The sequence below is a fragment of the Psychrobacter sp. ANT206 genome (genome assembly GCF_056880555.1).
The window spans coordinates 2,584,937-2,610,918 of sequence record NZ_CP096271.1 but is presented as its reverse complement, the minus strand read 5'-3'; the positions used below and the strand labels follow the sequence as shown (position 1 = coordinate 2,610,918).

General features: G+C 42.0%; 23 protein-coding genes. 13 read left to right on the top strand and 10 right to left on the bottom strand.

Annotated elements, in window-relative coordinates; translation table 11 throughout:
* The first annotated feature begins 205 nt into the window (after nucleotides 1–205).
* Together M0221_RS10875 and M0221_RS10870 are read left to right on the top strand one after the other, a co-directional pair.
* Nucleotides 206–997: a 3-oxoacyl-ACP reductase gene (locus M0221_RS10875; protein ID WP_483283820.1), complete on the top strand. Its 792-nt coding sequence runs from the start codon at nucleotides 206–208 to the stop codon at nucleotides 995–997.
* Between the two features lie 51 nt (nucleotides 998–1,048).
* The gene (locus M0221_RS10870) at nucleotides 1,049–1,312 is read left to right on the top strand and encodes a hypothetical protein (RefSeq protein WP_263241456.1); all 264 of its coding nucleotides are present in this window, start codon (nucleotides 1,049–1,051) and stop codon (nucleotides 1,310–1,312) included.
* 98 nt (nucleotides 1,313–1,410) lie between these two features.
* Here M0221_RS10870 and M0221_RS10865 read toward each other — a convergent pair whose 3' ends face one another.
* The 3 genes from M0221_RS10865 to parC all read right to left on the bottom strand — a co-directional run bounded on the left by M0221_RS10865 (nucleotide 1,411) and on the right by parC (nucleotide 5,370).
* Nucleotides 1,411–2,208 carry a Cof-type HAD-IIB family hydrolase gene (locus M0221_RS10865; RefSeq protein ID WP_483283819.1) on the bottom strand — a complete coding sequence of 266 codons (798 nt, stop codon included), beginning with the start codon at nucleotides 2,206–2,208 and terminating at the stop codon, nucleotides 1,411–1,413.
* 147 nt (nucleotides 2,209–2,355) lie between these two features.
* A complete protein-coding gene (locus M0221_RS10860; protein WP_483283818.1) occupies nucleotides 2,356–3,003 on the bottom strand; it encodes an SMI1/KNR4 family protein in 648 nt (215 codons plus the stop codon).
* 48 nt (nucleotides 3,004–3,051) lie between these two features.
* Nucleotides 3,052–5,370: a DNA topoisomerase IV subunit A gene (gene parC / locus M0221_RS10855; RefSeq protein WP_483283817.1), complete on the bottom strand. Its 2,319-nt coding sequence runs from the start codon at nucleotides 5,368–5,370 to the stop codon at nucleotides 3,052–3,054.
* A 705-nt stretch (nucleotides 5,371–6,075) separates the two neighbouring features.
* On the opposite strand from parC, the gene M0221_RS10850 reads away from it, so the two are divergent.
* From M0221_RS10850 to M0221_RS10830, 5 genes are all read left to right on the top strand, one after another.
* Nucleotides 6,076–7,803, top strand: coding sequence for an AMP-binding protein (locus M0221_RS10850; protein WP_483283816.1), 1,728 nt, complete (start codon nucleotides 6,076–6,078; stop codon nucleotides 7,801–7,803).
* A 557-nt stretch (nucleotides 7,804–8,360) separates the two neighbouring features.
* Nucleotides 8,361–10,145 carry an AMP-binding protein gene (locus M0221_RS10845; RefSeq protein WP_483283815.1) on the top strand — a complete coding sequence of 595 codons (1,785 nt, stop codon included), beginning with the start codon at nucleotides 8,361–8,363 and terminating at the stop codon, nucleotides 10,143–10,145.
* Between the two features lie 236 nt (nucleotides 10,146–10,381).
* Nucleotides 10,382–11,098, top strand: a complete 717-nt coding sequence (rph, locus tag M0221_RS10840; RefSeq protein WP_011514467.1) for a ribonuclease PH — start codon at nucleotides 10,382–10,384, stop codon at nucleotides 11,096–11,098.
* Nucleotides 11,099–11,173: 75 nt separating this feature from the next.
* A complete protein-coding gene (locus M0221_RS10835) occupies nucleotides 11,174–11,665 on the top strand; it encodes a hypothetical protein (protein WP_483283814.1) in 492 nt (163 codons plus the stop codon).
* Nucleotides 11,666–11,901: 236 nt separating this feature from the next.
* Nucleotides 11,902–12,726 carry a hypothetical protein gene (locus tag M0221_RS10830; RefSeq protein WP_483283813.1) on the top strand — a complete coding sequence of 275 codons (825 nt, stop codon included), beginning with the start codon at nucleotides 11,902–11,904 and terminating at the stop codon, nucleotides 12,724–12,726.
* Between the two features lie 104 nt (nucleotides 12,727–12,830).
* Here M0221_RS10830 and hemJ read toward each other — a convergent pair whose 3' ends face one another.
* The 6 genes from hemJ to serB all read right to left on the bottom strand — a co-directional run bounded on the left by hemJ (nucleotide 12,831) and on the right by serB (nucleotide 18,516).
* Nucleotides 12,831–13,265 carry a protoporphyrinogen oxidase HemJ gene (gene hemJ / locus M0221_RS10825; protein WP_483283812.1) on the bottom strand — a complete coding sequence of 145 codons (435 nt, stop codon included), beginning with the start codon at nucleotides 13,263–13,265 and terminating at the stop codon, nucleotides 12,831–12,833.
* Nucleotides 13,266–13,341: 76 nt separating this feature from the next.
* The gene (bioB, locus tag M0221_RS10820) at nucleotides 13,342–14,469 is read right to left on the bottom strand and encodes a biotin synthase BioB (RefSeq protein WP_483283811.1); all 1,128 of its coding nucleotides are present in this window, start codon (nucleotides 14,467–14,469) and stop codon (nucleotides 13,342–13,344) included.
* Nucleotides 14,470–14,678: 209 nt separating this feature from the next.
* Complete coding sequence (locus M0221_RS10815) at nucleotides 14,679–15,185, bottom strand: hypothetical protein (protein ID WP_011514462.1); 507 nt, start codon at nucleotides 15,183–15,185, stop codon at nucleotides 14,679–14,681.
* Between the two features lie 170 nt (nucleotides 15,186–15,355).
* The gene (aciT, locus tag M0221_RS10810) at nucleotides 15,356–15,745 is read right to left on the bottom strand and encodes an AciT family ciprofloxacin tolerance protein (RefSeq protein WP_020444294.1); all 390 of its coding nucleotides are present in this window, start codon (nucleotides 15,743–15,745) and stop codon (nucleotides 15,356–15,358) included.
* A gap of 372 nt (nucleotides 15,746–16,117) precedes the next feature.
* Entirely contained in the window at nucleotides 16,118–17,128 is a 1,011-nt protein-coding gene (locus M0221_RS10805; protein ID WP_483283810.1) for a DUF368 domain-containing protein, read from the bottom strand.
* Between the two features lie 185 nt (nucleotides 17,129–17,313).
* Nucleotides 17,314–18,516, bottom strand: coding sequence for a phosphoserine phosphatase SerB (gene serB / locus M0221_RS10800; protein ID WP_483283809.1), 1,203 nt, complete (start codon nucleotides 18,514–18,516; stop codon nucleotides 17,314–17,316).
* Between the two features lie 439 nt (nucleotides 18,517–18,955).
* Here serB and M0221_RS10795 point away from each other — a divergent pair, with 439 nt between their 5' ends.
* The 6 genes from M0221_RS10795 to M0221_RS10770 all read left to right on the top strand — a co-directional run bounded on the left by M0221_RS10795 (nucleotide 18,956) and on the right by M0221_RS10770 (nucleotide 24,319).
* The gene (locus M0221_RS10795; protein WP_483283808.1) at nucleotides 18,956–20,470 is read left to right on the top strand and encodes a hypothetical protein; all 1,515 of its coding nucleotides are present in this window, start codon (nucleotides 18,956–18,958) and stop codon (nucleotides 20,468–20,470) included.
* Between the two features lie 193 nt (nucleotides 20,471–20,663).
* On the top strand, nucleotides 20,664–20,900 hold the full coding sequence (locus M0221_RS10790; protein ID WP_011281113.1) for a PA3496 family putative envelope integrity protein: 237 nt from the start codon (nucleotides 20,664–20,666) through the stop codon (nucleotides 20,898–20,900).
* A 325-nt stretch (nucleotides 20,901–21,225) separates the two neighbouring features.
* Complete coding sequence (locus M0221_RS10785) at nucleotides 21,226–21,783, top strand: UPF0149 family protein (protein WP_020444290.1); 558 nt, start codon at nucleotides 21,226–21,228, stop codon at nucleotides 21,781–21,783.
* Nucleotides 21,784–21,938: 155 nt separating this feature from the next.
* A complete protein-coding gene (locus M0221_RS10780) occupies nucleotides 21,939–22,403 on the top strand; it encodes a YbjQ family protein (RefSeq protein WP_020444289.1) in 465 nt (154 codons plus the stop codon).
* 51 nt (nucleotides 22,404–22,454) lie between these two features.
* On the top strand, nucleotides 22,455–22,991 hold the full coding sequence (locus tag M0221_RS10775) for a YbjQ family protein (RefSeq protein ID WP_483283807.1): 537 nt from the start codon (nucleotides 22,455–22,457) through the stop codon (nucleotides 22,989–22,991).
* A 404-nt stretch (nucleotides 22,992–23,395) separates the two neighbouring features.
* Complete coding sequence (locus M0221_RS10770; protein WP_483283806.1) at nucleotides 23,396–24,319, top strand: bile acid:sodium symporter family protein; 924 nt, start codon at nucleotides 23,396–23,398, stop codon at nucleotides 24,317–24,319.
* Between the two features lie 288 nt (nucleotides 24,320–24,607).
* Here M0221_RS10770 and M0221_RS10765 read toward each other — a convergent pair whose 3' ends face one another.
* Complete coding sequence (locus M0221_RS10765; RefSeq protein WP_149409386.1) at nucleotides 24,608–25,687, bottom strand: formate/nitrite transporter family protein; 1,080 nt, start codon at nucleotides 25,685–25,687, stop codon at nucleotides 24,608–24,610.
* Nucleotides 25,688–25,982: the final 295 nt, after the last annotated feature.

The window sequence follows — 25,982 nt, the reverse complement described above, 5'->3', positions numbered from 1 at the left end:
AATTCATTATACGGTTATGATCATGGTAAGTCGAAATTTACAGGGCAGTGATTTAACTGAGTTCAGCACTAGCCAATGCTAGGAGTACTGCTCATGAAATGATAGCAATCAATCATGCTATGATAAGCGTGACTTGGTATTTAGCCAGAGCTCTTTAAGTATAGTCATACTCTAACCATAACATAATAATAAAGGATAAAACATCATGGCTCAAACCGTTATTCCGGCACTTCTTACTGATAAAGTTGCTATCATCACAGGCGCCAGTCGTGGTCTCGGCGCTCAAATCGCCATGCAGATGGCAGCAGCAGGCGCGAGCGTTTGCGTGAATTATTTGCATAGTAAAGAGGCGGCTGAAAAAGTGGTTGCTGATATCGAAGCAGAAGGCGGGCGTGCTTTTACTTATCAAGGGGATGTAACCGATTTAGCACAAATGCAAGCAATGGCAGCAGAAGTTATAGAACGTTTTGGACGTATTGATATATTGGTTAACAATGCCTTGCCGAGCTATCAGTTTAACCCGAGTGCTGATTACACCAGTATCGAGACTGTGAAATGGGCACATTTTTCTCAGCAAATTGACGGCATTGTCCAAGGTGCCGTCAATACAGTACAAGCGGTATTACCGCAAATGAAAACTCAGCAGATGGGTAAGATTATCAATATTTCAACCAACTTGGTTTACAATCCGGTGGTCACTTATTATGACTATACCACTGCAAAATCTGCATTGATTGGTCTGACACGTAATCTAGCAGCGGAGCTTGGGCAACATGGTATTCGTGTGAACTTACTAGCAGGTGGACTATTAAAAACGACTGACGCTAGTAAATTAACCACTGAAGAAGTGTTTGATTATATCGCCACGACGACGCCACTTCGTCAAGCGACCTCAGTTGCCGACTTTGCAAATTCAGTACTATTGATGGCTTCTGACTTAAGCTCAGCTATTACTGGTCAATCTATTGCCGTTGATGGCGGTTTAACGATGCCTTAATAATGGCATTATTTACTAAATAAATTGACTTGATTGTACAAGAGAGACGAGATGACGAATCGTAAAATCGCTGGCATTATTACTGCTATTATAGGACTGTGTGCCATCATCGCTTTTTTCAATGATGGTATGAACACGCCCTTGTTAAGCTGGCCATTGGAAGCTTATCTTGGCGTGGCATTCACTATTGGCTGGTTGACCAATTTACCCACTTTTTTGGCTTATTTAATCGCTGCATTGATCTTTGTTTTGATCGCTCTCGCACTTTATAAACTAGGTAGTTGGCTTTATGGATTAGTATTTAAACGCAGTTAAATGTAGTGATAGATCAGATGAATGGTTCAACCTGCCTATTTGCAGACCATTCATCTGCTTGACTAAACTGATAAATGACCCTATTCAAGCCCACACTGTCACGATGCTATATGCAAATGATCGAGTACCGCTTGTATTCCATATTCTTCAATTGTCCCAGTGACAAAATCCGCACGCGCGATCAGTTCAGGCTTTGCATCGCCCATTGCCACCGCATAGCCGACCAAATCAAACATCTCTAAATCATTTAGCCCATCACCAAATGCCATACAATCCTTTGCATCAATATCGTAATGCAGGCATAAATCGATGATACCGCGTGCTTTAGATGCCTCGATTGGTAATATATCTGCGCCAATATGATGCCAATGTACCAGTTTCAAATCATCTTGGGCAAAGTCAACTTCCTGCATTTTCTCTTCTTGAGTGTTAAAGAATACCGAGCATTGATAAACCGTATTTGCCTTATGATAATCTGGGTCAAGGATAGAATTAGGCGTTATCGCATTGTATTCACGCAGGCGCGCGTTTTCATGTGACCATGCAATATGCGTTGCGGAGTCAAATTTGTGAATGAGTTCACTTTTTTGGCATAGCATTACAATCTTGTTGGTCTGCGTATCGGTTAAAGGATAATGACTAATCATGCCATCTTTATTAAAACTATATTGTCCATTCATACAGATAATGGCATCCAATACATCAGCCTCAAGCAAGGCTAATATATCAGCAGGCAATATGGCTTTGGAACGTCCGGTTGAAATCACCAGTTTAATGTCAGTTTGGGCAAGCGCTTCAAGCGTTGCTTGATTGTGCGCGGCGATAATACCGTTACGGCTTAAGGTATCATCGATATCAAAAAATATGATTTTTGGGGTGGGGGTTTTATTATTCATAGTGGCTTTCAAAGTCCTATTATATTAAAGATTAGCATCGCTACTGATTTGAAACGTATTAACTATAAGGAAGTAGCAGGGTTGTAATAAAATGAATTCATGTAGTTTTGCTAATGTTATGGAGCTATCCATCATATGCTATCACTTCTACCCAGGATAAATTTTTGCTAAAGCATCTAAAAAATGTCCGCTCTTGGGAGTAAGCATATTCAAACTTCTACCTCCATCATCTTCAACATTTATATTGAAATTACCATCACTTAGTTCTTCTATTAGCCAAAATAGAAAATCACTAATACTTTCGTTGGCTACTATTTTTCTATTTTCATCGCGACCAAAGTTTATTACTTGCCCAACTATGCCAAGTTTATCTGGATCTAAATCTATTCCTAAAAAATTTCCACCATAGTCGTAGGCAAATGGAATCCAAAATTGATTATTACTAGCTTTTTTGACAAAACCATCGGGAGTTGATTTCATCCATTCACTCATTGAATTAATTACATCTTTTCCTATCTCTTTTATTATCTGTTTTATTATCTGTTTTTCTAACTCAATATGACTAATAATTCCTTTGATAGACATAAACTCTAAGCCATACCAAAGTCCAGTAGGCGCATTACCCATTTGTCCATTATGCCATTGATATAACGAAATAAAATCTTCTGGTAAGCTCCTACCAATTGTTTTCTCTAATAATTGAATTTCTTCCATAGTAGCAGGTGGATTCAAATCTTTCACAACCTCAGGTAAATGCTTTTCGAGCCAGTTCTCAAATATGGTTAAGTCTTCCATGATAAGTCCTTAATTAAGATTCATTCTTTAGTAGTTATATCACTCTAACTACCCAACAACCTCTACACTCGTCACATTCTGAAAGCCCCTTGGTAGCTGACCACCACGACTGCCACGTTTAGCAGTATAGTTTGCTAAGTCCATTGGCTTTAAGGTTACATGACGCTTGCCAGCAGTAATGATTAAGCTGTCTCGTTTACTGAGTGGCGTGATGGTAAGTACTTCTTCATCACCTTTTAGAGTAATCATCTTATTGCCCTTACCGCGAGCTTGTTCCGGTAAGTCATCAAGCGCAAAGATTAATAAATAGCCAGCATTGGTGACCACAGCGATATGATCGAGAGTAGAGCTATTTTCGCTAGCAGGGATGCCATTATTCTCAGAGCTTACAATCACCTCAGTTTGAGCATCAATACGGGCGATAGGTAATAAACGACTATCAGCAGCTAGGTTAATGATATTTTTACCGGCTTTTTGATTGCTATCTAGATTACCAATGGTGTTAATAAAACCATAGCCTTGCGAGCTGGCTAAAATAATACGCTGGTCATTGTCGCCAGTAAGCAATTGCTCAAAAGTCGCCCCTGCTGGCGGTTTTAAGACGCTGGTCAGCGGATCACCTTGACCACGAGCAGAAGCGAGGCTATGCGCATCGATACTATAGCTGCGTCCGGTACTATCGAGCACGTAGATCTTCTCATTAGATTTAGCGCGAACGTGGGCTTGGTAGCTGTCACCTGAGCGATAAGCCATGCCAGCAGCATCGACGTCATGACCTTTAGCCGCGCGTATCCAGCCGGCTTTCGATAGGATAGCGGTGACAGGCTCGCTTGGTACGAGGTCAGATTCTTTGAGCGCTTGCGCTTCTTCGCGTTCTGCCAATTGCGATACGCGCTCGTTGCCATGTTCTTTCATGTCAGCGGTGAGCTCATCAATCATCAAATTGGTCAGGCTATCTGGATTGTCCAAGTATTCTTGAATGATAGCGCGTTCAGCCGCCAGCTCATCTTGCTCTCGGCGTAGCTCAATCTCCTCTAACTTTGCCAACTGACGCAGACGAATATCCAAGATAGCATTGGCTTGTATCTCAGTCAGGTCATAATCTTGCATTAATGATAATTTTGGGTCGTCTTCTTCACGAATGATGCGAATAACTTCATCGATATTCAGATACGCAATCAGCAAACCTGCAAGGATATGCAAGCGTTTATCAATTTTATCAAGGCGATATTGCAAGCGGCGCGTGACCACAGAGCGGCGACAGACGAGCCATTCTTCAAGGATTTCCTTAAGGTTTTTAACCTGCGGCTTACCATTTAAGCCAATCATATTCATATTGACGCGGTAATTGCTTTCAAGGTCGGTACTGGCAAACAGATGGCTCATTACTCGCTGCACGTCGACGCGGGTAGATTTTAGCTCAAGCACGATACGGCAGGCATTTTCGTGGTCTGATTCATCATGAATATCAACAATCCAAGGCAGCTTCTTATCGGTCATCAGCTTGGCGATTTGCTCTTGAATTTTATTGCCTGAGACTTGGTAAGGAAGGGCATTGATGATAACAAGGTTTTTCTCTTTCGGATCAATATGGAAGGTCGCACGCATTTTATAGCTGCCACGTCCAGTCTCATACATCGCTTGTAAATCTTTTTTACTGGTAATGATCTCAGCAGGCGTTGGCAAATCAGGTGCTGGTATCGATTGGGTGAGCTGCTTAACCGATAGCTCAGGATTTTTTAGCAAGCGAATAGCCGCGCGTACCACCTCATTCAGGTTATGCGGTGGAATATCCGTTGCCATACCGACGGCGATACCAGTTGTTCCATTTAATAGAATATTGGGCAGGCGGGCAGGCAGGGTGGTTGGCTCCAACATCGTACCATCGAAGTTATCTTGCCAATCAACCGTACCTTGACCAAGTTCCGCGAGCAAGGTATTGGCATAAGCAGACATTTTGGCTTCGGTATAACGCATGGCGGCAAATGATTTCGGATCATCTGGGCTACCCCAGTTACCTTGACCAGTGATCAGCGGATACCGATAGCTGAAAGGCTGTGCCATCAGTACCATCGCTTCATAACAAGCGCTGTCGCCATGCGGATGATATTTACCCAATACGTCACCGACTGTACGCGCAGATTTTTTCGCCTTCGCTGTCGATTTTAGCCCAAGCTCGCTCATGGCATAAACAATACGGCGCTGGACAGGCTTTAGACCATCAGCAATATTTGGCAGCGCCCGATCCATGATGACGTACATGGCATAATTAAGATAGGCTTGCTCAGCGAACTCTGCCACTGAGCGCGTATCCATGGGTTCATTTGCAAGGATTGGGTCAATCGTGTGATCGATAACATCGGACATAAAATAGGGTTCACTTATCAGTTTTAATAGGCATAAAAAATCGGTGCAATCGTGCAAATAGGATAGTGCTATCCTAAAGGATATTGATGCAATTAAAAAGCCACTACTTAGTATAAACGACAGTGCATGACGTGCTTAAGCTAATGGTCTTATTAAGCATGATGATCCTATAACGTTTTGGTCGATAGTTTTTAGAATATAAGATGAGTGTCGTTCATGTTACTGTTTTTATTCTCTTACTTATCACATTAACGTTTTCATCCATATAGCCTTAATAATGCTCATAATCATAAAATCGATACAGGCAAGCAGTGTACAGGCTAAGCGCTTATCGTTTTGCTCAATGTCACTTCCACATTTTAATGGATTCTATCTACGAATAGACGATAAATACTTATCAACAAAAAGTGGGTTATTTGCTCGGAATCCTAATTAACTCACTGATATAAATGTAAATATTGACCGTCAAGTTACTTTACGAACTCAAGTAGCATTTTTTTGTATTGAGTAGTTTGTATAAAGTGTGTATGTTAAACAATAAAGGGCTATTTACCGCTAAATTGTTGACTCATCACAATATCTTTGCACCGCCAGCCTTGCTTGCCATCACTGTGGTGAGCTTGCACACCGATTTTTTGTACGTTTATCACATTGTGATAATTATGGGTTTACAGTAGCGCATTATTTATTAGGAGAAGTAAGATTATGGAAAATCAAGGTAACCAGATCCGTCGTAACGATAAAGTATGGGTAAAAACTTATGAAAAGCTTGGTATTCAATATGATATTGATATGCCCGCCGCTAATACTTCTTTAATCGATATATTTGAACGGAATTTTGTTAAACATGCTGGTAAAACAGCGTTTGTGTGTATGGACGTCAAGCTTTCCTACGAAGATTTAGATCGCTATAGTAAACAAATTGCTGCCTACTTGCAGTCACTTGGGCTGAAAAAAGGCGATAAAGTCGGCGTTATGATGCCAAATATTTTGCAGCTACCAGTTGCAGTATTGGGTGTGCTGCGTGCGGGTATGACCTTGGTCAACGTCAATCCGCTTTATACCTCAAAAGAGCTTGAGCATCAGCTAACAGACTCTGATACCAAAGCATTATTTATTTTAGAGAACTTTGCCAAAACCTATGAAGAGATTGGTAAAGACTTGGTTGACCATGTCGTTGTAACCTCGATGGGCGACTTGATGAGCCCGTTGAAAGGCTTTATTGTCAATATGGTCGTGCGCCATGTGAAAAAACTGGTACCTGATTATAATCTTAAAAGCAGCACCAACTTTAAAACGGCACTGAATCGCTTTCCGGCGAAAAATTATAAACGTCCAGATAATATCTGCCTTGATGATATTGCTGTTCTGCAATATACCGGTGGTACCACAGGTGTGGCCAAAGGCGCGATGCTTACCCATGGCAACTTAGTTGCCAACCTGATTCAGTGTGATACCTATCTTGGTGACGCTTTCGATAAATTTGACGGTATGGCTGAGCAACCCGTTATCATGACGGCATTGCCGCTGTATCATATCTTCTCATTTACCGTTTGTGGCATGTTCGGCTTATATCGCGGCTGTATCGGTCTACTGGTACCGAATCCACGTGATGGTGCAAGCTTAATCAAGGCTTATAAAGATTACCCACCTGCATTTTTCCCAGCAGTTAATACGCTGTTTAATGCATTGGCGAACAGTGAGGTATTTAAAGCCTTAGATCATAGCAAGCTTGAGATGTCTATGGGCGGCGGCATGGCGGTTCTAAAAGATACTGCTGAGAAATGGCAAAAAATTACTGGTAACGTGATTGTACAAGGTTATGGTCTGTCAGAGACTTCTCCGGTTGCGTCTGCAAACCCACAAGGTAATGGCGAATTCTCAGGCAATATCGGTCTGCCGATGCCAGCGACTGACATGGCTATCTTGGATGAAGAAGGCAATGAAGTAGATCTTGGTGAGCGCGGTGAGATTTGTGTTCGTGGTCCGCAAGTGATGAAAGGCTACTGGAAACGTGATGATGCTACGGCTGAAGTCATGACGTCTGACGGTTATTTCCGTACCGGTGATATCGGTGTAATGGACGAAGAAGGCTACTTTAAAATTGTTGATCGTAAGAAAAACATGATTTTGGTCTCAGGCTTTAACGTGTATCCAAACGAAGTAGAAGATGTGATGTCAGCCCATCCAAAGATTCTGGAATGTGGTGTCATCGGTGTCGAAGACGAAAAGAGTGGCGAAGTACCGAAGATTTATGTGGTGCGTAGTGATGACAGCTTGACGAAAGAAGAAGTGCTTGCATATAGCAAAGAAAACCTAACCGGTTATAAGCGTCCGCGTTACGTTGAGTTCATCGATGAGTTACCAAAATCGAACGTTGGTAAGATTTTACATAAAGATCTACGCGTACTTGAAGAAAAGAACCGCGGTTAGAATATTTACCATCAAGTTCAAAGCGCTTTTTATCTGCTTTCATCTTTATCTGTTAGTAAGAAGCAGGGATGAAAACCGCTTAATAGTTGATGTGGCAGTTAGTAGAAATAGCCAGTAAAAATAGCTATGATATATTGTTGTAAAAGATGGTTATCAATGATGATAAGGTCGCTTATATAGGGCCTTATCATTTTTTTGTTTTCCTATTATGATTTGGTGGTATTCATAGAGAATTCTCCATAAAGCTGATATAGTCCGTATCGATATTTTTTGCACTTAACGATAAAAGTGTGGATTTTTTAGCCCAGAGCTTTCACAGAATGATCACTATAAAGCACTGTAGCTGTGTTAGCTTTAACGGTTTTATAGTAAATAATAGAGTGGAGTGTGAAGGTGATAATTTTGATTTAAAAGATTTGTGAATGATAAGATCTGTTTGCTTATGAGCGAAAAGACTTCTTATTCACAAGTTTTTGATTTTGCAAATGAGTGACTAACGACCACGGTGATTTAATTAGACATATTCTATATTTTAACGGCCACATTTAAGGAAAATTATGACTGATAATATCAATAAAGAGATGACAGACCATAAAGCTGCGAACAATACTCAATCAAAGGCTGGAACGAACACGTTTCCTACTATGCCGACGATAGCGAGTGACAGTCCATGGTTAAGTGCTTATGAGCGCTATGGCATTAATGCTACCATTGAGATGCCAGATGACAGTACCTCTTTACTTGATGTGTTCGAGCGTAATTTCAGCCGTTATGGACAGAAAACTGCCTATATCTGCATGGGTGCTTCTATTACCTTTAAGCAATTGGATTTATACAGTCGTCAAATTGCCAGTTATTTACAGTCATTAGGGCTCGTAAAGGGTGATAAAGTCGGTGTCATGATGCCCAATATCTTGCAGTATCCTGTGGTGGCTTTGGGTATCATTCGCGCAGGTATGGTGCTGGTCAATGTCAATCCTTTGTATACCAGCCGCGAGTTATCGCATCAGTTGCATGACAGTGGCACCAAAGCATTATTTATCGTCGAAAACTTTGCAAAAACTTATCAAGATGCGCAAGATAAGGGTCAAGTGAAGCATGTGATCGTCTGTAAAATTGGCGATATGTTAGGCACGATCAAAGGACCCGTGGTCAATCTGGTCGCCCGCCATGTCAAAAAAATGATTCCCGCGTATCGTTTGCCAGAGAGCACGAGCTTTAAGCAGGCATTAAGTGCCGTATCAGCTAGCAAATATCAGCGTCCTGATTTGAACTTAAGCGATGTGGCATTATTGCAATATACCGGTGGTACAACTGGGGTAGCTAAGGGTGCGATGCTGTCTCATGGTAACTTAATCGCCAATATGTTACAGATTAGCGCGCTCATGGATAGCGCTTTTGAAGAGGATATAGACGCTACTGATGTGCTTTTGACTGCGCTACCGCTATACCATGTGTTCTCGTTTATGGTTTGCGGGATGTATAGTATGTACCAAGGTTGTGCTGGTTTGCTGATTCCAAATCCGCGTGATCTTGATGGTTTGATTAAAGAGATGGGAAAATATAAACCGGCCTTTATCCCTGCAGTAAATACTTTGTTTAACGGCTTGGTACATAAAGAAAGTTTTGCAGATTTGGATTTCTCTAGTTTAAAAGCCTCTATCGGTGGCGGTATGTCGGTACTACCAAGCGTGGCAAAAGAGTGGCATAAGATCACTGGTCTGCCTATCGTTGAAGGCTATGGCTTGTCTGAAACCTCACCAGTAGTTGCCTTTAACCCAATGACCATTGCTGAATTTACCGGGAAGATTGGTATCCCTGCCCCTAGTACCGATGTCATTTTGATTGACGATGATGAAAACATGGTGGCTATCGGTGAGCGTGGTGAAATCTGTGTCAAAGGTCCACAAGTCATGATTGGCTATCAAAACCGCCCTGAAGAAACGGCTGAAAGCTTTACTGCCAGTGGTCATCTTAAAACAGGCGATATCGGCATTATGGACGAAAAAGGCTTTATCAAAATTGTTGACCGCAAAAAAGACATGATTTTGGTTTCTGGTTTTAATGTCTATCCAAATGAAATCGAAGAAGCCATGAGCGAGCATCCAGGGATAGTAGAGTGCGGCGCGATCGGGATTCCAAATGATGATCGCGGCGAAGACCCAAAGCTGTATGTGGTCAAAAAAGGTAATGTGACCGAGCAAGAGCTGCTTGATTTTGGCAAAAAACAACTGACCGGCTATAAGCGTCCACGTCATATTCAATTCGTTGACGAATTACCAAAATCAAACGTGGGCAAAATCCTGCGTAAAGAATTGCGTAAGATGGAAGGTCTAGAATAACTTTTACAGCTATTTTTAATCAAGACAGCGGTGCGATAGCTTGTGTGAATCTTGCTATTGCACCGTTGTCACGTTAGGATAACCTAACATTTAGCCCTGCTAGAGCATTCAGCTGTCATTTATTTTAATATATAAATTTGCTGGAAATACTGATTGGCTAACCACATAACCATAAATTTAAATCTAAACCTCTTATTTTATAACACTGCTTTTACAACTTCGTACTAGGGAATTTTATGCGTATTGACAACCGTGAGCTTAATCAACTTCGCTCAATCAGCTTTGAGCGCCATTACACTAAGCATGCTGAAGGGTCAGTATTGGTCAGTTTTGGCGACACCAAAGTACTGTGCACTGCAAGTGTAGAGTCTGGCGTACCGCGTTGGCTCAAAGGTAAAGGCAAAGGCTGGATCACGGCTGAATATGGCATGTTACCACGCGCGACCAATACTCGTAATCAACGTGAAGCGGCTCGCGGTAAGCAATCAGGTCGTACTCAAGAAATTCAGCGTTTAATCGGCCGTAGTTTACGCGCCATGATTGATTTGAGTAAGCTTGGTGAAAATACCATTTACCTAGATTGTGATGTCTTACAAGCGGATGGTGGTACTCGTACTGCTAGTGTGACCGGTGCCGCGATTGCCCTTATCGATGCCTTAGAGAGCATTCAAAAAACTAAGAAACTAAAAGCGGATCCATTGATTGGTTTGGTTGCTGCCGTTTCTGTTGGTATGAAAGATGGTAAAGCGTACTTGGATTTAAACTACGAAGAAGATGCCAGCTGTGATACGGATTTGAACGTGGTGATGACCCAAAAAGGCGAGTTCATTGAGCTACAAGGGACGGCGGAAGAAAAGCCATTTACTCGTGCTCAAGCTGACGATATGCTTATTCTAGCCGAAAAAGGTATCGCTGAGCTGATTGCTATGCAAAAAACCGCCTTAGGTTGGTAGTCATATAAGACCGCAATACGGCTTACTATTGATATTTTTATAATACTTTCACTGCTTTTCTATAGGTAAACGTGCATGCTTAAGCTGACTGATGACGGCGCCAAAATTACCTTACAAGGACAGCCCCAAGCATTAGACAATGGGCTGTTTTGGTTTGGTGCGGCGTTATTGGTAGGTGCAGTATGCGTCGCGCTGGCGATGAGTTTGTTGCCGGTACGATGGTCAATTGGTGCGCTTGCACTGCTAATTATCGGTAGCTTCTTTTTTAATCGGCAGCGCCAACAGCATAAAAAAGCGACAGCAGGTAATATTAGTAGCGGCATCTTATGGGTGCGTGCTGGTGAGCTGGTACATGACAACCAAGGCAAACGTATGCCTATTCAGCTAACTGACAGCGATATGATAAGTCTAGTAGGCGAGCAATTAGAGATTACTGATGGCGATTCTAAACGTAAATATTGTATTAGTGGCTTTGATAATATCCAAGAAGCCACTGCTACCAAAGCCATTCTACAAGGTCAAACACTGACCAAACGTCATGTTAATATCAAAATGAGCAGCGATTAAGACCTTTATTATTAAAGTTTTTTTAATGTTAAAATTTTTTAACCCGCTCATCTTGCCTCGTTTGTGCATCGCTTATCCTTATATTTATACCTTTTATCGTTTATTTAAGCGTGATAAGGCTTGCAGAATCCTGTCCAAATGGTTTATAAGTAAGATTGAAAAAATCTCATCATACTTATAATGAATACGGTTATCGCTACTATGGTTATTGATACTATATTGACAAGGAGCTAGTCATGTCGCGTTTGCCCATTTGGTCAATCACAACGTCGTGCAGTGCATTATTACTTACTCTGGGTGCAGTCGGTCAAGTTCACGCCGATAGTATGAGCAGCTTGATTGCTCAAAAATCTTCTCTAACTGATTATAGCGCCCGCTATACACCATCGTACCCCGCTGTCCCTGCTGCTAAAATCAGTACGCGATCCACTATCCAACGTGCTGGTACTTCTAATAGTTATCGTTCGGATACAAGTAATACACAACCAAGTTATTCTAATAGTAGCTATGCTAATAAAACCTACTCTAACCAAAATGATTATGTTAGCAATAACCAAACTAATTATCGCTATCCTGAAGTACAACGCCAAGCATCAACAGTTCTGCCCGCATTTTTATCAGGCAACTATGATAATGTCGATAGCGAGTATCTACCGTTACTCAGCAATGCCGAAACGCAAAGTAGTCTGGCTGCCCGTGAAGTCATCAGCACTGCCCGTAAAATGGCGCTGAACGAGCGTACGATTATTCAAGGCGGCTGCTGGGATTATCTGAATGCAGTATTTAAACGAGCAGGGGTGACGCGCGATACTATCCATAAAGGTACCTATGGTCAAGGTCCTTATGCCAATAGTGGTGAAATCGAAGTTGGTGACTGGCTCTACTATATCAATCATGGTTATAACGGTGTCGAGCACAGCGGATTGTTTGTCGGCTGGGTTGATGAGCAAGCAAAGCAAGCGCTGATATTAAGCTATGCTGGTGAAAGCCGCCGCGAGCCTGCGCGCTATCGTGTTTATGATTTGAGCAATGTCTATCAAATTATGCGCCCAAACGTTTAATATAGACCTTCTTAATCTAGTTTATTCAAACATAAAAAAGCGTCCCTCACTTGATGAAGTGAGGGACGCTTTTTTATTAAGCATTGCCTATACTAGAGCAAATTTTAGAACGGTTTAACCACCACTAGAATCACAATAATGACTAAAGCAAATACGGGTACTTCATTAAACCAGCGCCAAAATACATGCGACTTATATTGCGGGTTATCGACCAGCTTTTTACGATAAAAACCACAGGCACCATGATAAGCGGACAATAGAATAACTAAGAATATCTTTACGTGTAGCCAGCCTTGGGTTTTATAGACGTCCCAACCCAAAAACACCATCCATAACCCAAAAGCCCACGTCGCTATCATAGCTGGCGTCATGATGCCGCGATAGAGCTTGCGCTCCATGATAGTAAAGCGCTCTTGACTGATCTTGTCATCGCTCATTGCATGATAGACAAATAGGCGCGGCAAGTAGAAAATCGCTGCAAACCAGCACACCACGGATATAATGTGTGCCGCTTTAATCCAATTAAAATAATCTGTCATGCTGAAGTCTCTTTGGTTATTTTAAGCAATGATAAACGCGGGCAAGCTTAGCGCAGATTATCTGATAATGGTAGCGTTAAGCCAAAACAACTTGTGATTGATGACCGCTCATGGCGTCCATGACGGGCACTTGCTTTGGTGCACGAGGGGCGGCAAACTGCTTGGTTAAGCCAAGCTCGCGCATGAGTCTATCATCGCCTGATTGACTGGCGTTGCCGGTTGTCAGCAGTTTGTCACCATAAAAGAATGAGTTGGCACCTGCCATAAATGCTAATGCTTGCTCAGCGTCAGATAAGCTTTCGCGACCAGCAGATAAACGTACATAGCTACTTGGACAGCAAATACGTGTCACAGCAATGGTACGAATCCACTCAAGCACTGACAATTGACCTTCTGCCAAGACCTTATCACCGATTGGCGTGCCTTGAATCGGCACCAATAAGTTGACTGGAATAGACTCTGGTGCTTTAGGCATTTTTAGTAGCTCGTGCACCCAGTCAATGCGGTCGTCACGGCTCTCACCCATACCGACGATATTGCCGCTACAGACGTTGATACCTGAATTGCGTACGTTTGTAATGGTATCTAGACGCTCATCGTAGCTGCGCGTACTGACTACTTGCTCATAGTAGCTTCTAGACGTATCCAAATTATGATTATAGTAATCCAGTCCTGCATCTGCCAGTTGCGCGGCCTGGTCAGTATCTAGCATACCTAGAGTCATACAGGTCTCAAGCCCTAAGGCTTTGACTTCTTTGACCAGCTCGACCACATAAGGCATGTCTTTGGCACTAGGGTGCTTCCATGCTGCGCCCATACAAAATCGTGATGAACCAGTAGCTTTTGCGCGTTTGGCAGCGGCAATCACCTTGTCCACCTCTATGCGCTTCTCAGCGACCAGCTTGGTTTTATCGCGGTGGTGACCGGATTGTGAGCAGTAGCCACAATCTTCAGGGCAGTTGCCAGTCTTGATAGACAACAAGGTGCTGATTTGTACTTCATTGGCATTGAAGTTCTGACGATGTATGGTTTGCGCTTGTAATAATAAATCCATCAACGGTAAATCGAACAATTGGGCAATCTGCTCGCGACTGTATTTGCCGGCAGTGGCTTGTGGGGCATCGGTCGGTAGTGATGCTAAAAAATCGTTGTCATTGCTATCAGTGTTGTTATTTGGCTCTGTGATATTAAGCAGTGCTGACATAATATAAATCCTTTTATAAAGATATTAAGCATGGTCATAGAAGATAAACATCGGATGTCGCTCATCTGTTTTAATTTTTTAGTAGTACGATCTACAATAAAAAAGGTTGCGCTATAGTATAGCGCAACCTTTTTAGAAAATCAGAAACTAGCGAAGCAGTCATTCAGCTATCAGTAACAGCTAGCTAGCTATCGCTTCTGATTATTCGATTATTTACCCAACTTGTGCTTAGCAACGCCGACCCAATGGTTGGCAAGTTTTTGTGCTTTATAAGCATATGGCTTGGCTTTTTGGATATAAGGTTTACATTCTTCTGGAATGGCTGGCACGATATGCTTAGCAAGTTTATTGAACCACATCATTAGGCTGTAATCGCCTTCGATGCTTAAGTTGCCTTCTTGTACGGCAGTCATAAAGGCAGGAAGGCTGCCTTTAGTTAAAAGCTTAACGCCTGTCATAGAGTCTTTAAAATTGATAGTCAGGTCAGCTTCTTTAGCATGACCACTATGTTGGCTAAATTCACCATTATCAAAGCTATAATAACGTGCCACATCTGCTTCAGTGCTAGCAAGCTCAATGATAACCTTGCGATCTGCAAGTATTTTTTTAACATCTTCATTATCGCTATCAGCTAGCATAGACAAACGATAACCAATCACAGCTAATAAAACATCTAATGGATCAGACTTAATATCTAAAACCGGTACAGTAAACATAGACAAACTCCTAAAAAATGAGACGCAAATAATGCGTACTTTATAACAATTTTTGTGACAAATATATAAGTAGATTATAAACGATTGCTAGGTGTCAATTCTTTAGGAGTTACGTAGAGAGCCTTAAGTATCTTGTAACATTCGATGACAGCAATATAATAGGGCAGTGCTTAATGAAAGCGTGGCTGATAGTCGTCGTCATAGACGGGTGTATGCTCTATATAGCGCGCTGCTTGCAGCTCACGCTCTTGTATCATGCTGCGACTGACATCCTCATAACGTAACGCTCGATATAAGACCCATGCGCCCAAAGGCAGCCAACTGATACCCATAGCAATTACATAATTGTGCCATTCTGACCATAAGAACCAATGTGTCACTAAACTATGAATCATTTCTACGGCTAACCAGTATCCCATGCCGCCAAACAAATACCAAAGCAACCAGCGCTGTGATGACACAGCAATAGCAACAACTGCGATTAAAAATAAACCATAGCCCAATATGGCACTTGTACTCAACGCCTCGCTACCAAATGTAGAAAATATTGTTAATAACATTGTTCATCTCGCTCTTCATAAGGTGAATTCCAACAAGGCTATTATGGAAGTTTGTAGCAGAAAGCTAAAGCCTCTGAAGGCGACTTTGCGACAACAGCTGACGTTTGATTTTTTAAAAGTATTTAGCAAAATAAATGGCAAATCTTACAGTTTTAGACAACAAAAAAACGCCTTAATCTGGGCGCTTTTTTTTAATGGTAAGATTTAATATAGTGGGTTAAATATAGAAGAGTTATGTTAAGAATAGCATTATGCTGGTATAAATTTCTCTCGCTTGCTGTGCGCTTTGCACTCCAGAGGCTTCGCAAAATTTATCCCAGCAGTACTGTATTCTTTTTAAATTGAATCGACTATAGCAAGAGTAGACAGGTATTAAGGGCGAGGGCTACGGCGACCCCAAAGCGATAAGGCAGTCACTAGAATGGCACCTAATAGCATCAAGCTCAAGGTCGTTAACCACTCTGCGCCAGTAGGGTAATGCCATGGCATGACGTTATAAATTGCTTCACTATTTAATGTCCCTAGGGCATCTGTTTTCCAAGGCCAGACTTTGACTAACGAGCCTGCGATAAAGCCGATAAGTAGCGCTAAAGTAGCTTGATAATAACGGGACAATAACCATTTAAGCATACGGGTAAAGAGCAATAATCCCGTTGCCATACCAGCCACCAATGTAAAGATAATAGCAAAGTTTAAAGTATGAACCGCTTCGAGTACCGTGTCATAAGCACCCATCAACAATAAAATAAAAGATCCTGAGATGCCTGGTAATATCATCGCGCAAATAGCGATAGCACCGGCAACAAACAAATACGGCAAACTTGGCGTCGTATTCATCAGAGGCAAGCTGCTAATGATAACGGCGCTGGCTACTCCAAGCAGGAACAAGAGCGCCCGTCCGATATTCCAGCGCTTAATCTCACTTAATAACAGAAAAACAGTTGCAATGACCAAACCAAAAAAGAAAGACCAAATCATTAAAGGCTGATTGTCTAATAAATGCTTAATAACACTGGCAAGCGTTGCAAGGCTGGTGGCAATACCCATCAACAAAAACAATAAAAAAGTGGCATCGACTTGTCGCCATACTGCGATTAAACCTTTGATACCACCCTCTTGGCGAAAGACCTGCCAAAGATTGGGACCCACACTGCTCAAAGCGTTAATTAAGCGCTCATAAATACCTGCAATCAATGCAATCGTACCACCAGAGACGCCCGGTACAATGTCAGCCGCGCCCATTGCCAACCCTCGCACATAGACACCCAGTAATTCCTTGGGGCTATTTTTATAAATCGGGCTGCTTTCGTCAGCCGCAGGTTGGTTATCTAACTGGGTGGAAGATGACTGGGCATCTGGCCGTGGTGATTGTGATGCCGTCATGGACAATCCTTTTTATTGGACAAGATAAAGTTACTGGATAAGATAAAAGTGGCAATATGAAATGACAATCGCGTATGGCAGTATAGTAGCGCCAAAAAACACTGTAAAGCAGAGAATAAACCATAAAAGCTGGACCAATTAAAATGTATCAGCCCAGCTTTTGGTTCGATATCTTTTATAATTAGCTAAACTTTGCTGCGTTCACTGCTGAGTACAAATGCAGGATAGCCTAGCGCATAGAGCACCCCTTCAAGCCCTGTGACATTCACAGCGGCATCGGCGCGAGCTTGTACGATAGGTTTGGCATTAAAAGCCACGCCCAAATCGGCCAGTGCCATCATCGGTAAATCATTGGCGCCGTCACCGACACAAACCACTTGAGACATTGTAATACCTAGGCGCTCAGCCGTATGGGCGACGATAGCCGCTTTTTTAGCACCATTAACGATAGGCAACTGTATATGACCAGTGACTTCACCTTCTTCGATATCCAATGAGTTGGCGTGTACTTCATCAATACCCAATTGCTCGGCGATATAGCGAGCGAAGTACGTAAAGCCACCGGATACAAGTACCGTATGATAGCCCAAAGCTTTTAAAGCGCTAATGGTAGCCAAGGCACCTGTCGATAATGTTAAGCGATTGCAAATTTCATCAAGCACGCTGGTTGGAATACCTTGCAATAACGCCACGCGCTGCGCGAAAGATTCATCAAAATCCATCTCGCCCCGCATGGCGGCTTCAGTGATGGCTTCTACTTGCTCGCCAATACCTGCCGTTTTTGCCAGCTCAACGATGACTTCTTGTTCAATCAACGTAGAGTCCATATCAAAGCAGGCAAGCTTATGAGTGCGCAGCATATGACCGACCGATAAGATATGACAATCGACGACATCCAAATGATCGCTTACGACGGCGTTTTGAGCGTTGTTATAAGCTTCAGTCAAGTCGCGACGCAAACGCGTGGTCAATTGGTCATCAATGATATGTGCGGCGGCAGTTTTTTTGGCAGGATGCATCAGGGTATCAGTCACTGGCACCAATAAATAACGGAATACTTGCACATCGATAAATGAACGTTTGGCAAAAGGTTGCACCGTGTCTACATCAGCAATTTCAACATCTACAAAATTGGCATCAGCATCTTCTGCAACCGTGACCAGATGCCAATTTGGCTGCTCATCAACCCATGATTGTACATACTGGTGGATATCAAGTGAAGATACATGCGTCGGCAATACCACAATCAAAGCAAAAATAGGCAAGGATTGTAGTGCATCAAAATCCTGTAAATTGGTACCCTCTGGTAATAACGAGGCCACGGAATCAACCGCCTGTTGCCATGCTTTGCTGTCTTTTGGTAACGAGTAAGAGGTATTGTTTGGCATCGCTCAATTGTCCCTTGTATGCTGATATAAGATTAGGAATAATAACAGCTTTAGTAAGCAGCGACTATAGATGAGACGCAAAGTATCAGTAGCAAATAAAACGGCGACTGTTGCAAAAAAATCTCAGTAAAATTGAAATGACTCATTACAAAAAAATTATGATACTCGCTAACGCCATAACCCTTACTATGGTGATATAGTAGATGTCAATGAGTGAGTAAGCGAGTCGTAAATACTGCTTAAATGATTGCGCCACACATAATTGCACAACATAACTACTGTATGCTGGCAGCGTTAAATAATCAGTCTTATAAAAAAAGATTATTTAGACAATGCGGTATTGAATTGAACAAATATAGCTGCATACTCTTGCAAAAATGAGCGAATGAGCAATAGCCTCGTTTTTTAACTCCATTTATCCAAAAAAGTTTCCCATATCATGACCTATTTAGCGCCGCGGCAAGGGTTGTTTGCCATCATTCTTCTGGTTAGTTTTTGTTTGCAAACCCTATTATTGGTCATCAGTACCGATCAACAGCTGAGCAACAGTCGTGCGCAAAAAGGCGAGCAAATGGTTGCTCAGCTCATTGATGAAGCGCGCCTGTCTTTAGAAAATAAAGACCGCGTCAGCTTAAGCGTTATTGCCAATCGCTATACCAGCGAACAAGACGTGACTCGCATCCTGATTAAAGACAATAATGGCGATATCTTGGTGCCTGTCGGCAATGCGCCGATGCAGCAGGGTGATACCATTAGCCAAATTGCAACCAAAGGCGATGCAGTCATCGGTAGTGTGGCATTGACTCTAAAGGATATTAGCAAGGGTGAAATCATCGCCATGCAATGGCCATTTGTGATTGGTTCGATGGTGCTGCATTTATTGCTGTGGCTGATTTACAGCTATATCGCTCGTCCAACCAGAGAGCAAATCAACGCCATCAGCCGCGATGTTCAAGACTTGCATCGTGAGCAATATACGCAGCTCGATCAGCGCGGTTATGCTCGTGAGCGAGAACGTCGTCAATCAATGTCTGCTGCTGATGGTGATAGTGGTGAGAAAGGTACTAGCCAAAGTGATGGCTTGGTCCATGATGGTCAATCTAATGGTCAAGCAGCTGCCAGTACAGCGTATAACCAGCAACCTAATACACGTAAATTAGATATTCATAGTGCTGTCAATCAGTATGTCAGAACCCAGCAGAATCAAGATTCGACGCTTGATGATAATACTAACGGTACAACTGCGGATGCTGCCAGTAATATGACAGACAGTGATGTCAATGATCATACTGCTTATAAAGCTGAAGACAGTAGCCAGCACGCTAACAATCATGTCTCTCGATTGTCTGCCACCAGAGCATTTGATAGTGTCAGCGTCCAGATTGTCTTTCATGATGAGTTTAATATGCTTGAGCGCTTGGCACCTTCTCAACGTCTGCCGTATTTGGCACTCTGTACGCAGCTACTAAACCAAGCGGTGACTGAATTACTGAAACAGCCATTGTTGTTGGGTGTAAGCGCACTCAATGAACCACACTTTGATGAAAGTGGTGCTTATGTAATGCTTAAAGCAGAAAATAGCCATGCAAAAGTTGCATTGGCAGGCGTGATGCTAGCCAAGCTATACTTGATGCTGAATAAAATTATTCATGATAAGCATATTGAGCTGTCACGATTTGCCTTGCCAGCCAAAGCTGGTGTGAGTGACAATGCCCAAGTCGATGCCATGACGCATCTGCTAGATAGCGTCGGCAAAAAAGAGCAGATGCTGATTTTATTGCCAAATGGTGGTCTTAAACAAATCAGTCATCATGTACAAGTACAAAGCGTCATGCGTCCAACGACAGTTTATGAGCGTGAGTGTGCAATATTCGATGGTGGCAATGATGCGATGATTCAGCGTTTGGCCGATGTGCGTAATGCGGTATTGATGATCGATGACTCAGAAGAGTAGGATTAGATACTCTATTTAACTTGCAGAAATTGTCTACAATTGCCTGCGCGATAATGACCAATAGTGTCTTGTTGTTGACTTGTAAATGCGTCATAGTAATAAAAAGCATTGACAAGGCTTAATAGAGACTTTATAAGGCATATATATATTGATAACTTTTCAGTAATTTTGCCAAAAAAGATAGGAGTTGGTCATGAGTGATGCTGATATTGATGACGATTTTGATGATGATTTCGTTGATGATGATGATGCAAAGATGGTTGAAGAAGCAGAGACGAGTGTACGTACACGCTTAAGTAGCCTTGAGAAGCGTCGTCTAATTGATAATCTGCTAGAAGAAAAACGTTTGGCTAAAGAGCTAAAGGATGATCTAGACGATATCGATAATTTTGATGAAGATGGCGATGATTGGGATGATGACGAACTTTAATTCGTCATCGCTATAATAAGGCTATCACGCAAATATTTTGCGAATAATTTTTAAGTGTTGATTTGCACTCTTATGGCTATTAGCTAACCATCGTTAACTAATTATCCTAAGTGTGCTGTGCTAAGCTGGTTGGGTTCTGATTTTGATAGTATCAATAGTGAACAGCAGCTATTTCTCACAGCTGTACTTTAGCAATGATTGATTTAAAAAATCTTTGGGTAGATTGACTTATTCAAGATAATCGTCATCTTTATACCTCTCGTTATTTTATATAACTCTTATTTATTGCGCATGGCGCAATCCATCTTTTAAGGACAACGACACCATGACCAACCAACTTAGTTTCGATGAACTACTCGATTATTTAGACAACGAAGAAAGCGCATTTGTACTTGATAGTGTTGCGACTCATGGTTTTTTGACTGCGACGGTTATTGGGCGTCCACTGCCTAATTGGTTAGAAGCACTGTTTGAAGATAATGTGAGCGAGATTCCAGCAAACGTGATTGATGGTATTCAGCGCTGGCGCGAGTCGATCATCGCTGAGCTAAAAAACGAGACGCCTATTGAGCTACCATTTGGTGAAGATGCGGGCAATGAAGAAGTGGCGGTCGATTTTTCTGATGATTCAGACATCGTTGCTTGGTCGATTGGCTTTGTGGATGCAATGTATGGTGATGAAGCCAGTGATTGGATGGAAAACGAAGAGACCGCAGAAGATGTGGCCGTTTTGACCTTGCCGATGATTGTGCTGAGTGGTATCGATGATGAAGATCCTGAGCTTGCTGAGATGCGTAAAGATCAAGATAAAATGGTACAAATGGTAAACAGCATCGAAGGCAACTTAACTGAGCTGTTTTTGTTGTTCCATACTAACGACTAAAGAGTTTGCTCAATATAAATTATTTGAGCAATGTGCTTTTTAATGCGTTTTAAAGTATCGTGCTTTTATCTTGAACGGGCGATACGTTTTTATCATTCTGTAAGTCACTAATTCTTTAAGTCACTAATTCTGTAGGTTACCAATAAGGCTGTACTATGACTGTCCAACTCTCCAATCTTGAGCACTTGCCCAACTATCAGATTACTGAGCGCTTGGATGTGGTATACGGCAGTACCGTGCGCTCAAAGCATGTTGGTAAAGATTTATTTGCGGGTCTAAAAAATATTGTAGGCGGTGAGCTCACTGCCTATACGGAGCTGTTAGAAGAATCGCGTCAAGAGGCGATTGATCGTATGATCGTCAAAGCTGAGGCGTTGGGCGCTGATGCAGTGGTTGGACTGCGTTTCTCGACCTCTAGTATTGCACAAGGTGCCTCTGAGCTATTTGTTTACGGTACAGCGGTCAAAGCCGTACGGATGCCACAACAGCCTGTCTATCAATCAACGAATCAGTCATCAAATCATCATTCTCAATATGAAGAGCCTGTGGCGTCAGTTGCTCAGCCTTCAACAGTAAAGTCACCTGATGATTTACCACGCTTTAATCCTTTTGGTGAATAAGACTACGCTCAAGTACTGACAGGTAGCTTTTTTGATGATAAGAGACGTTCCATGAATCAATCGTTCAGCCAAATGTTGATGAACTATGCGCCGCTGCTGGTCTTATTTATAGTTGGCTGGTTTTTTGGTGCGCGTCATGAGCGTCAGCATTTGGCAAGATTGACTATTGCCGAAGCTGAGTTGAGCCATATTATTGTCTCAAGTGAGCGTTTTTATGTATCAAAACTAGTGTCGCAGTCTGAGGGTGAGTTGGTGCTTGGTAGCGTCGTTATTGCGCAAGATTATTTTAAAATGGTAATTGCCAAAGTGCTGAGTTTCTTTGGTAAAAATCTCACAACCTATGAGACCTTGCTTGATCGTGCCCGCCGTGAAGCTCTAGTACGTATGCGCACCCAAGCGCAGGCGAAAGGCTATAATCATATTTATGGTTTGCGTCTTGAAGTCAGTAACATCAATCAATTGGGTAGTATGGTCGAAGCGATCGCTTACGGTACGGCAGTGCTTAGTACTGAAAATTCTACTAAAGCGTCCAATAACGCTTTCAGCAATACTCCTGCCAAAACCTCAATCAATACTTCCAAAATATAACTTCTTATACCGTCATAGCTATTTAACTAAAAGTATTTAACGCCAATTATCAAAATCCAAATTATCCAAAAGCTCACGTTAAACACTCTCATTTAATCTCGTTACAATCCCTTCTACTCCTACTCAATCTCTATATTCTGCATTTGACTGGCGAGTTGTTGAATAAAACAGCTAAACCTAACTTTTGCCCTATATACTCCCCTTATCAATTCTTAATTATTGTTGATAGTTAGCAATAGCATGCTATGAGATATGCTATAAAAGAATGGTTTAAAACGGGTGATGTCCGTTATCTATAAGCATTAGCAGGTAGTGACAATCGTATTAGCAAGGATTGCTAATCAGGCATCATTTAATCATTATAAATTGACCTAGTATTAGGTCTCATCTACAGGGATGTAGTTATGGAAAGTCTGGCTCTAGTCACCTTAGTAAATACCGTTGTTATTCCTATTTGCTTGTTTTTAATCATGATGGGTATGGGTTTGACCCTGATTACCAATGATTTTAAACGGGTATTAAAATACCCAAAAGCCGTTGGTATTGGCTTGACCAATCAGCTGATACTGTTGCCAATTATTGGCTTTGCCCTAGCTAATATCATGCCATTACGCCCAGAATACGCCGTCGGAGTTATGCTCCTCGTTCTGTGTCCGGGCGGCACTACCTCAAACTTATTTACCTATTTGGCTAAAGGCGATGTGGCGCTGTCGGTGACGATGACAGCGATTGCCAGCGTTATTACGGTATTTACCATTCCCATTGTACTGAGTTTTTCATTGATTTATTTTATGGGCAGCGGTAGTGAGTTTGAATTGCCGGTAGTAAAAACCGTGCTTACCTTAGTGGTGCTGACCATTGTACCTATTAGCATTGGGATGCTGATTAAACGCTACGCACCAAAAGTCGCCGATCGCTCACAAGTCTATGTGTCTCGATTTGGGGTGATATTTTTAACGTTGTTAGTGCTGTTTTTGTGTTATGTACAACGCGATATCATTGTCGACGCCTTTATCGCTACTGGCCCTGTATCGGTATTATTAAACGTCTCAACCATGGCGCTCGGTTATTATAGTAGCAAATGGTTCGGTCTTAACTTAGCGCAAAGGACTTCGGTGACGCTAGAAGTCGGTCTACAAAACAGTACCTTGTCGATATTTATGGCATTAACGCTATTATCTAACTACGATATGTCGATGATGCCAGCTATTTATACCTTGGTAATGTTCCTAACGGCAGGCATTTTGGTGCGTATATTTAGCGCTCGGCACAATAAGTTAAGAAAGTCTGAGATAGAAAGTAGTGTGTTGGCAGCGCGTATGCTGTAAATAGGGATGAGTTATTTGTATAATTACTCAGGCATAATTGCTCGATTATAATTTTTTAGTTATAAAGCTGCATAACCGCTTTCGATATAGTCAGTGCTAAATAAAATAAGTACAAATGTTATAAAAGGCTACTGTGGTAAATTTTCCTTGCTTGCTGTGTGCTTTGCACGCCAGAGGCTGCGTAAAACTTATCCCAGCAGCCTTGTACTGTTTTTCAATGGAATTATTATAGTTAAAAGCGGTTGTGGAATTTACGCGCCCGATTTAAAAATACCGTACTAATTATCTCTAGTAAGGTCCACGGATATTGTTTTGTGCTTCTAACTTATCCTTAGCTGTTTCTTCCTTTACTTTGGCTAATTCAAATAGGAAGGTACGGTTTTTAAGTATCGCGACAAATACCACGCCGCCGACGGTATTGCCGACCAACACCACGGCTAAAAACAGCAAATAACGCCCCAAGCTGACGGTATTGCCATAGAGCAAGGCTGAGAATACTTCGATATTACCCACGATACTATGATGTAAACCCAAAAAGCCGATACTGCCAGTAATAAGCGTCACCAAGACGATGCGGCTAAGGGTATCGCGCGCTGAGGTCACAAGCCACGCGGTGACGCCCATCATCCAGCCTGCCAAGATGGCACTGCCAAATATTACCCACCATCTAAACCCTAAGATATGCTCGGCGTAAATATCAATGTCGCTGACGCTAAATAGCTGCATATTTAAACCTAAACCTATCATTAATGCCGCAAATAAACAGCCACCAACGACGTTGCCAGCGATGACAATGCCCCACAGGCGTAACAGCTTATTGAGCGGTTCGATTTTATTAAGCACAGGTAGGCTTAAGAGTGAGGTTTGTTCGGTGAATAATAGCGACTGACCGATGACGACGATGATAAAACCAATCGGGTAAAGTAGGGAGGCGAGTACAACCGCATAATGGCTCGGTAGCACGCCACTCAATAGCGCAAAAGCCGCTAAAATCATAAAGAAGCTGATGCCAATCTCAAGGCCAGCGGTAAAAGCACTGGTAAATAGTGAGCCAAGTGAGCGCTCAAAAGTTTCTCTGGCATCCATCACTTGCTCAACTAAGATACTGGCATAGCTTTTTGCTTGACTTAAATTGTCATCATTAGCGACTTTTTTGATGGTTTCTTGGTCTTCTTTGCTAATATCCTCAGAGAAGTCTTCGTATTCCAAGTTTTCTTTTGCATTAGTGTCGTCTGGCGTATCCGCATCGCTAATATCTTTATTTTTAGTACTAGATAGATGATTAGCGCTCTCATCTATCAAGCGCTGATCATCTATCTTGTCAGCTTTAGAGTGGCTGTTATTGTTGTGCTCAGTATCTTGGGACACAGTTGGCTCGCTATTTATCAGGCTATCATTTTAGGATAAAAACGCCATTTATTATGCTATACGATAACTATATAAGTTCTCGCATCACCTGTATTTTATAACACGACTAGGATTTATTTTGTGGGAAGTTCAGCCGATTGGAGTTGTTTATTGGTATTTTCTGCTATTTGCTGGTGTTAGGGGCGCAATGACGCGCTGTAAGGCTGATAAATTACCTTAGCATCTAACAAAATCTGCCTATCTGCGTTAAAATCACTCTATTCATTATTTTCCTAATTTTTAACGTATTTATTTG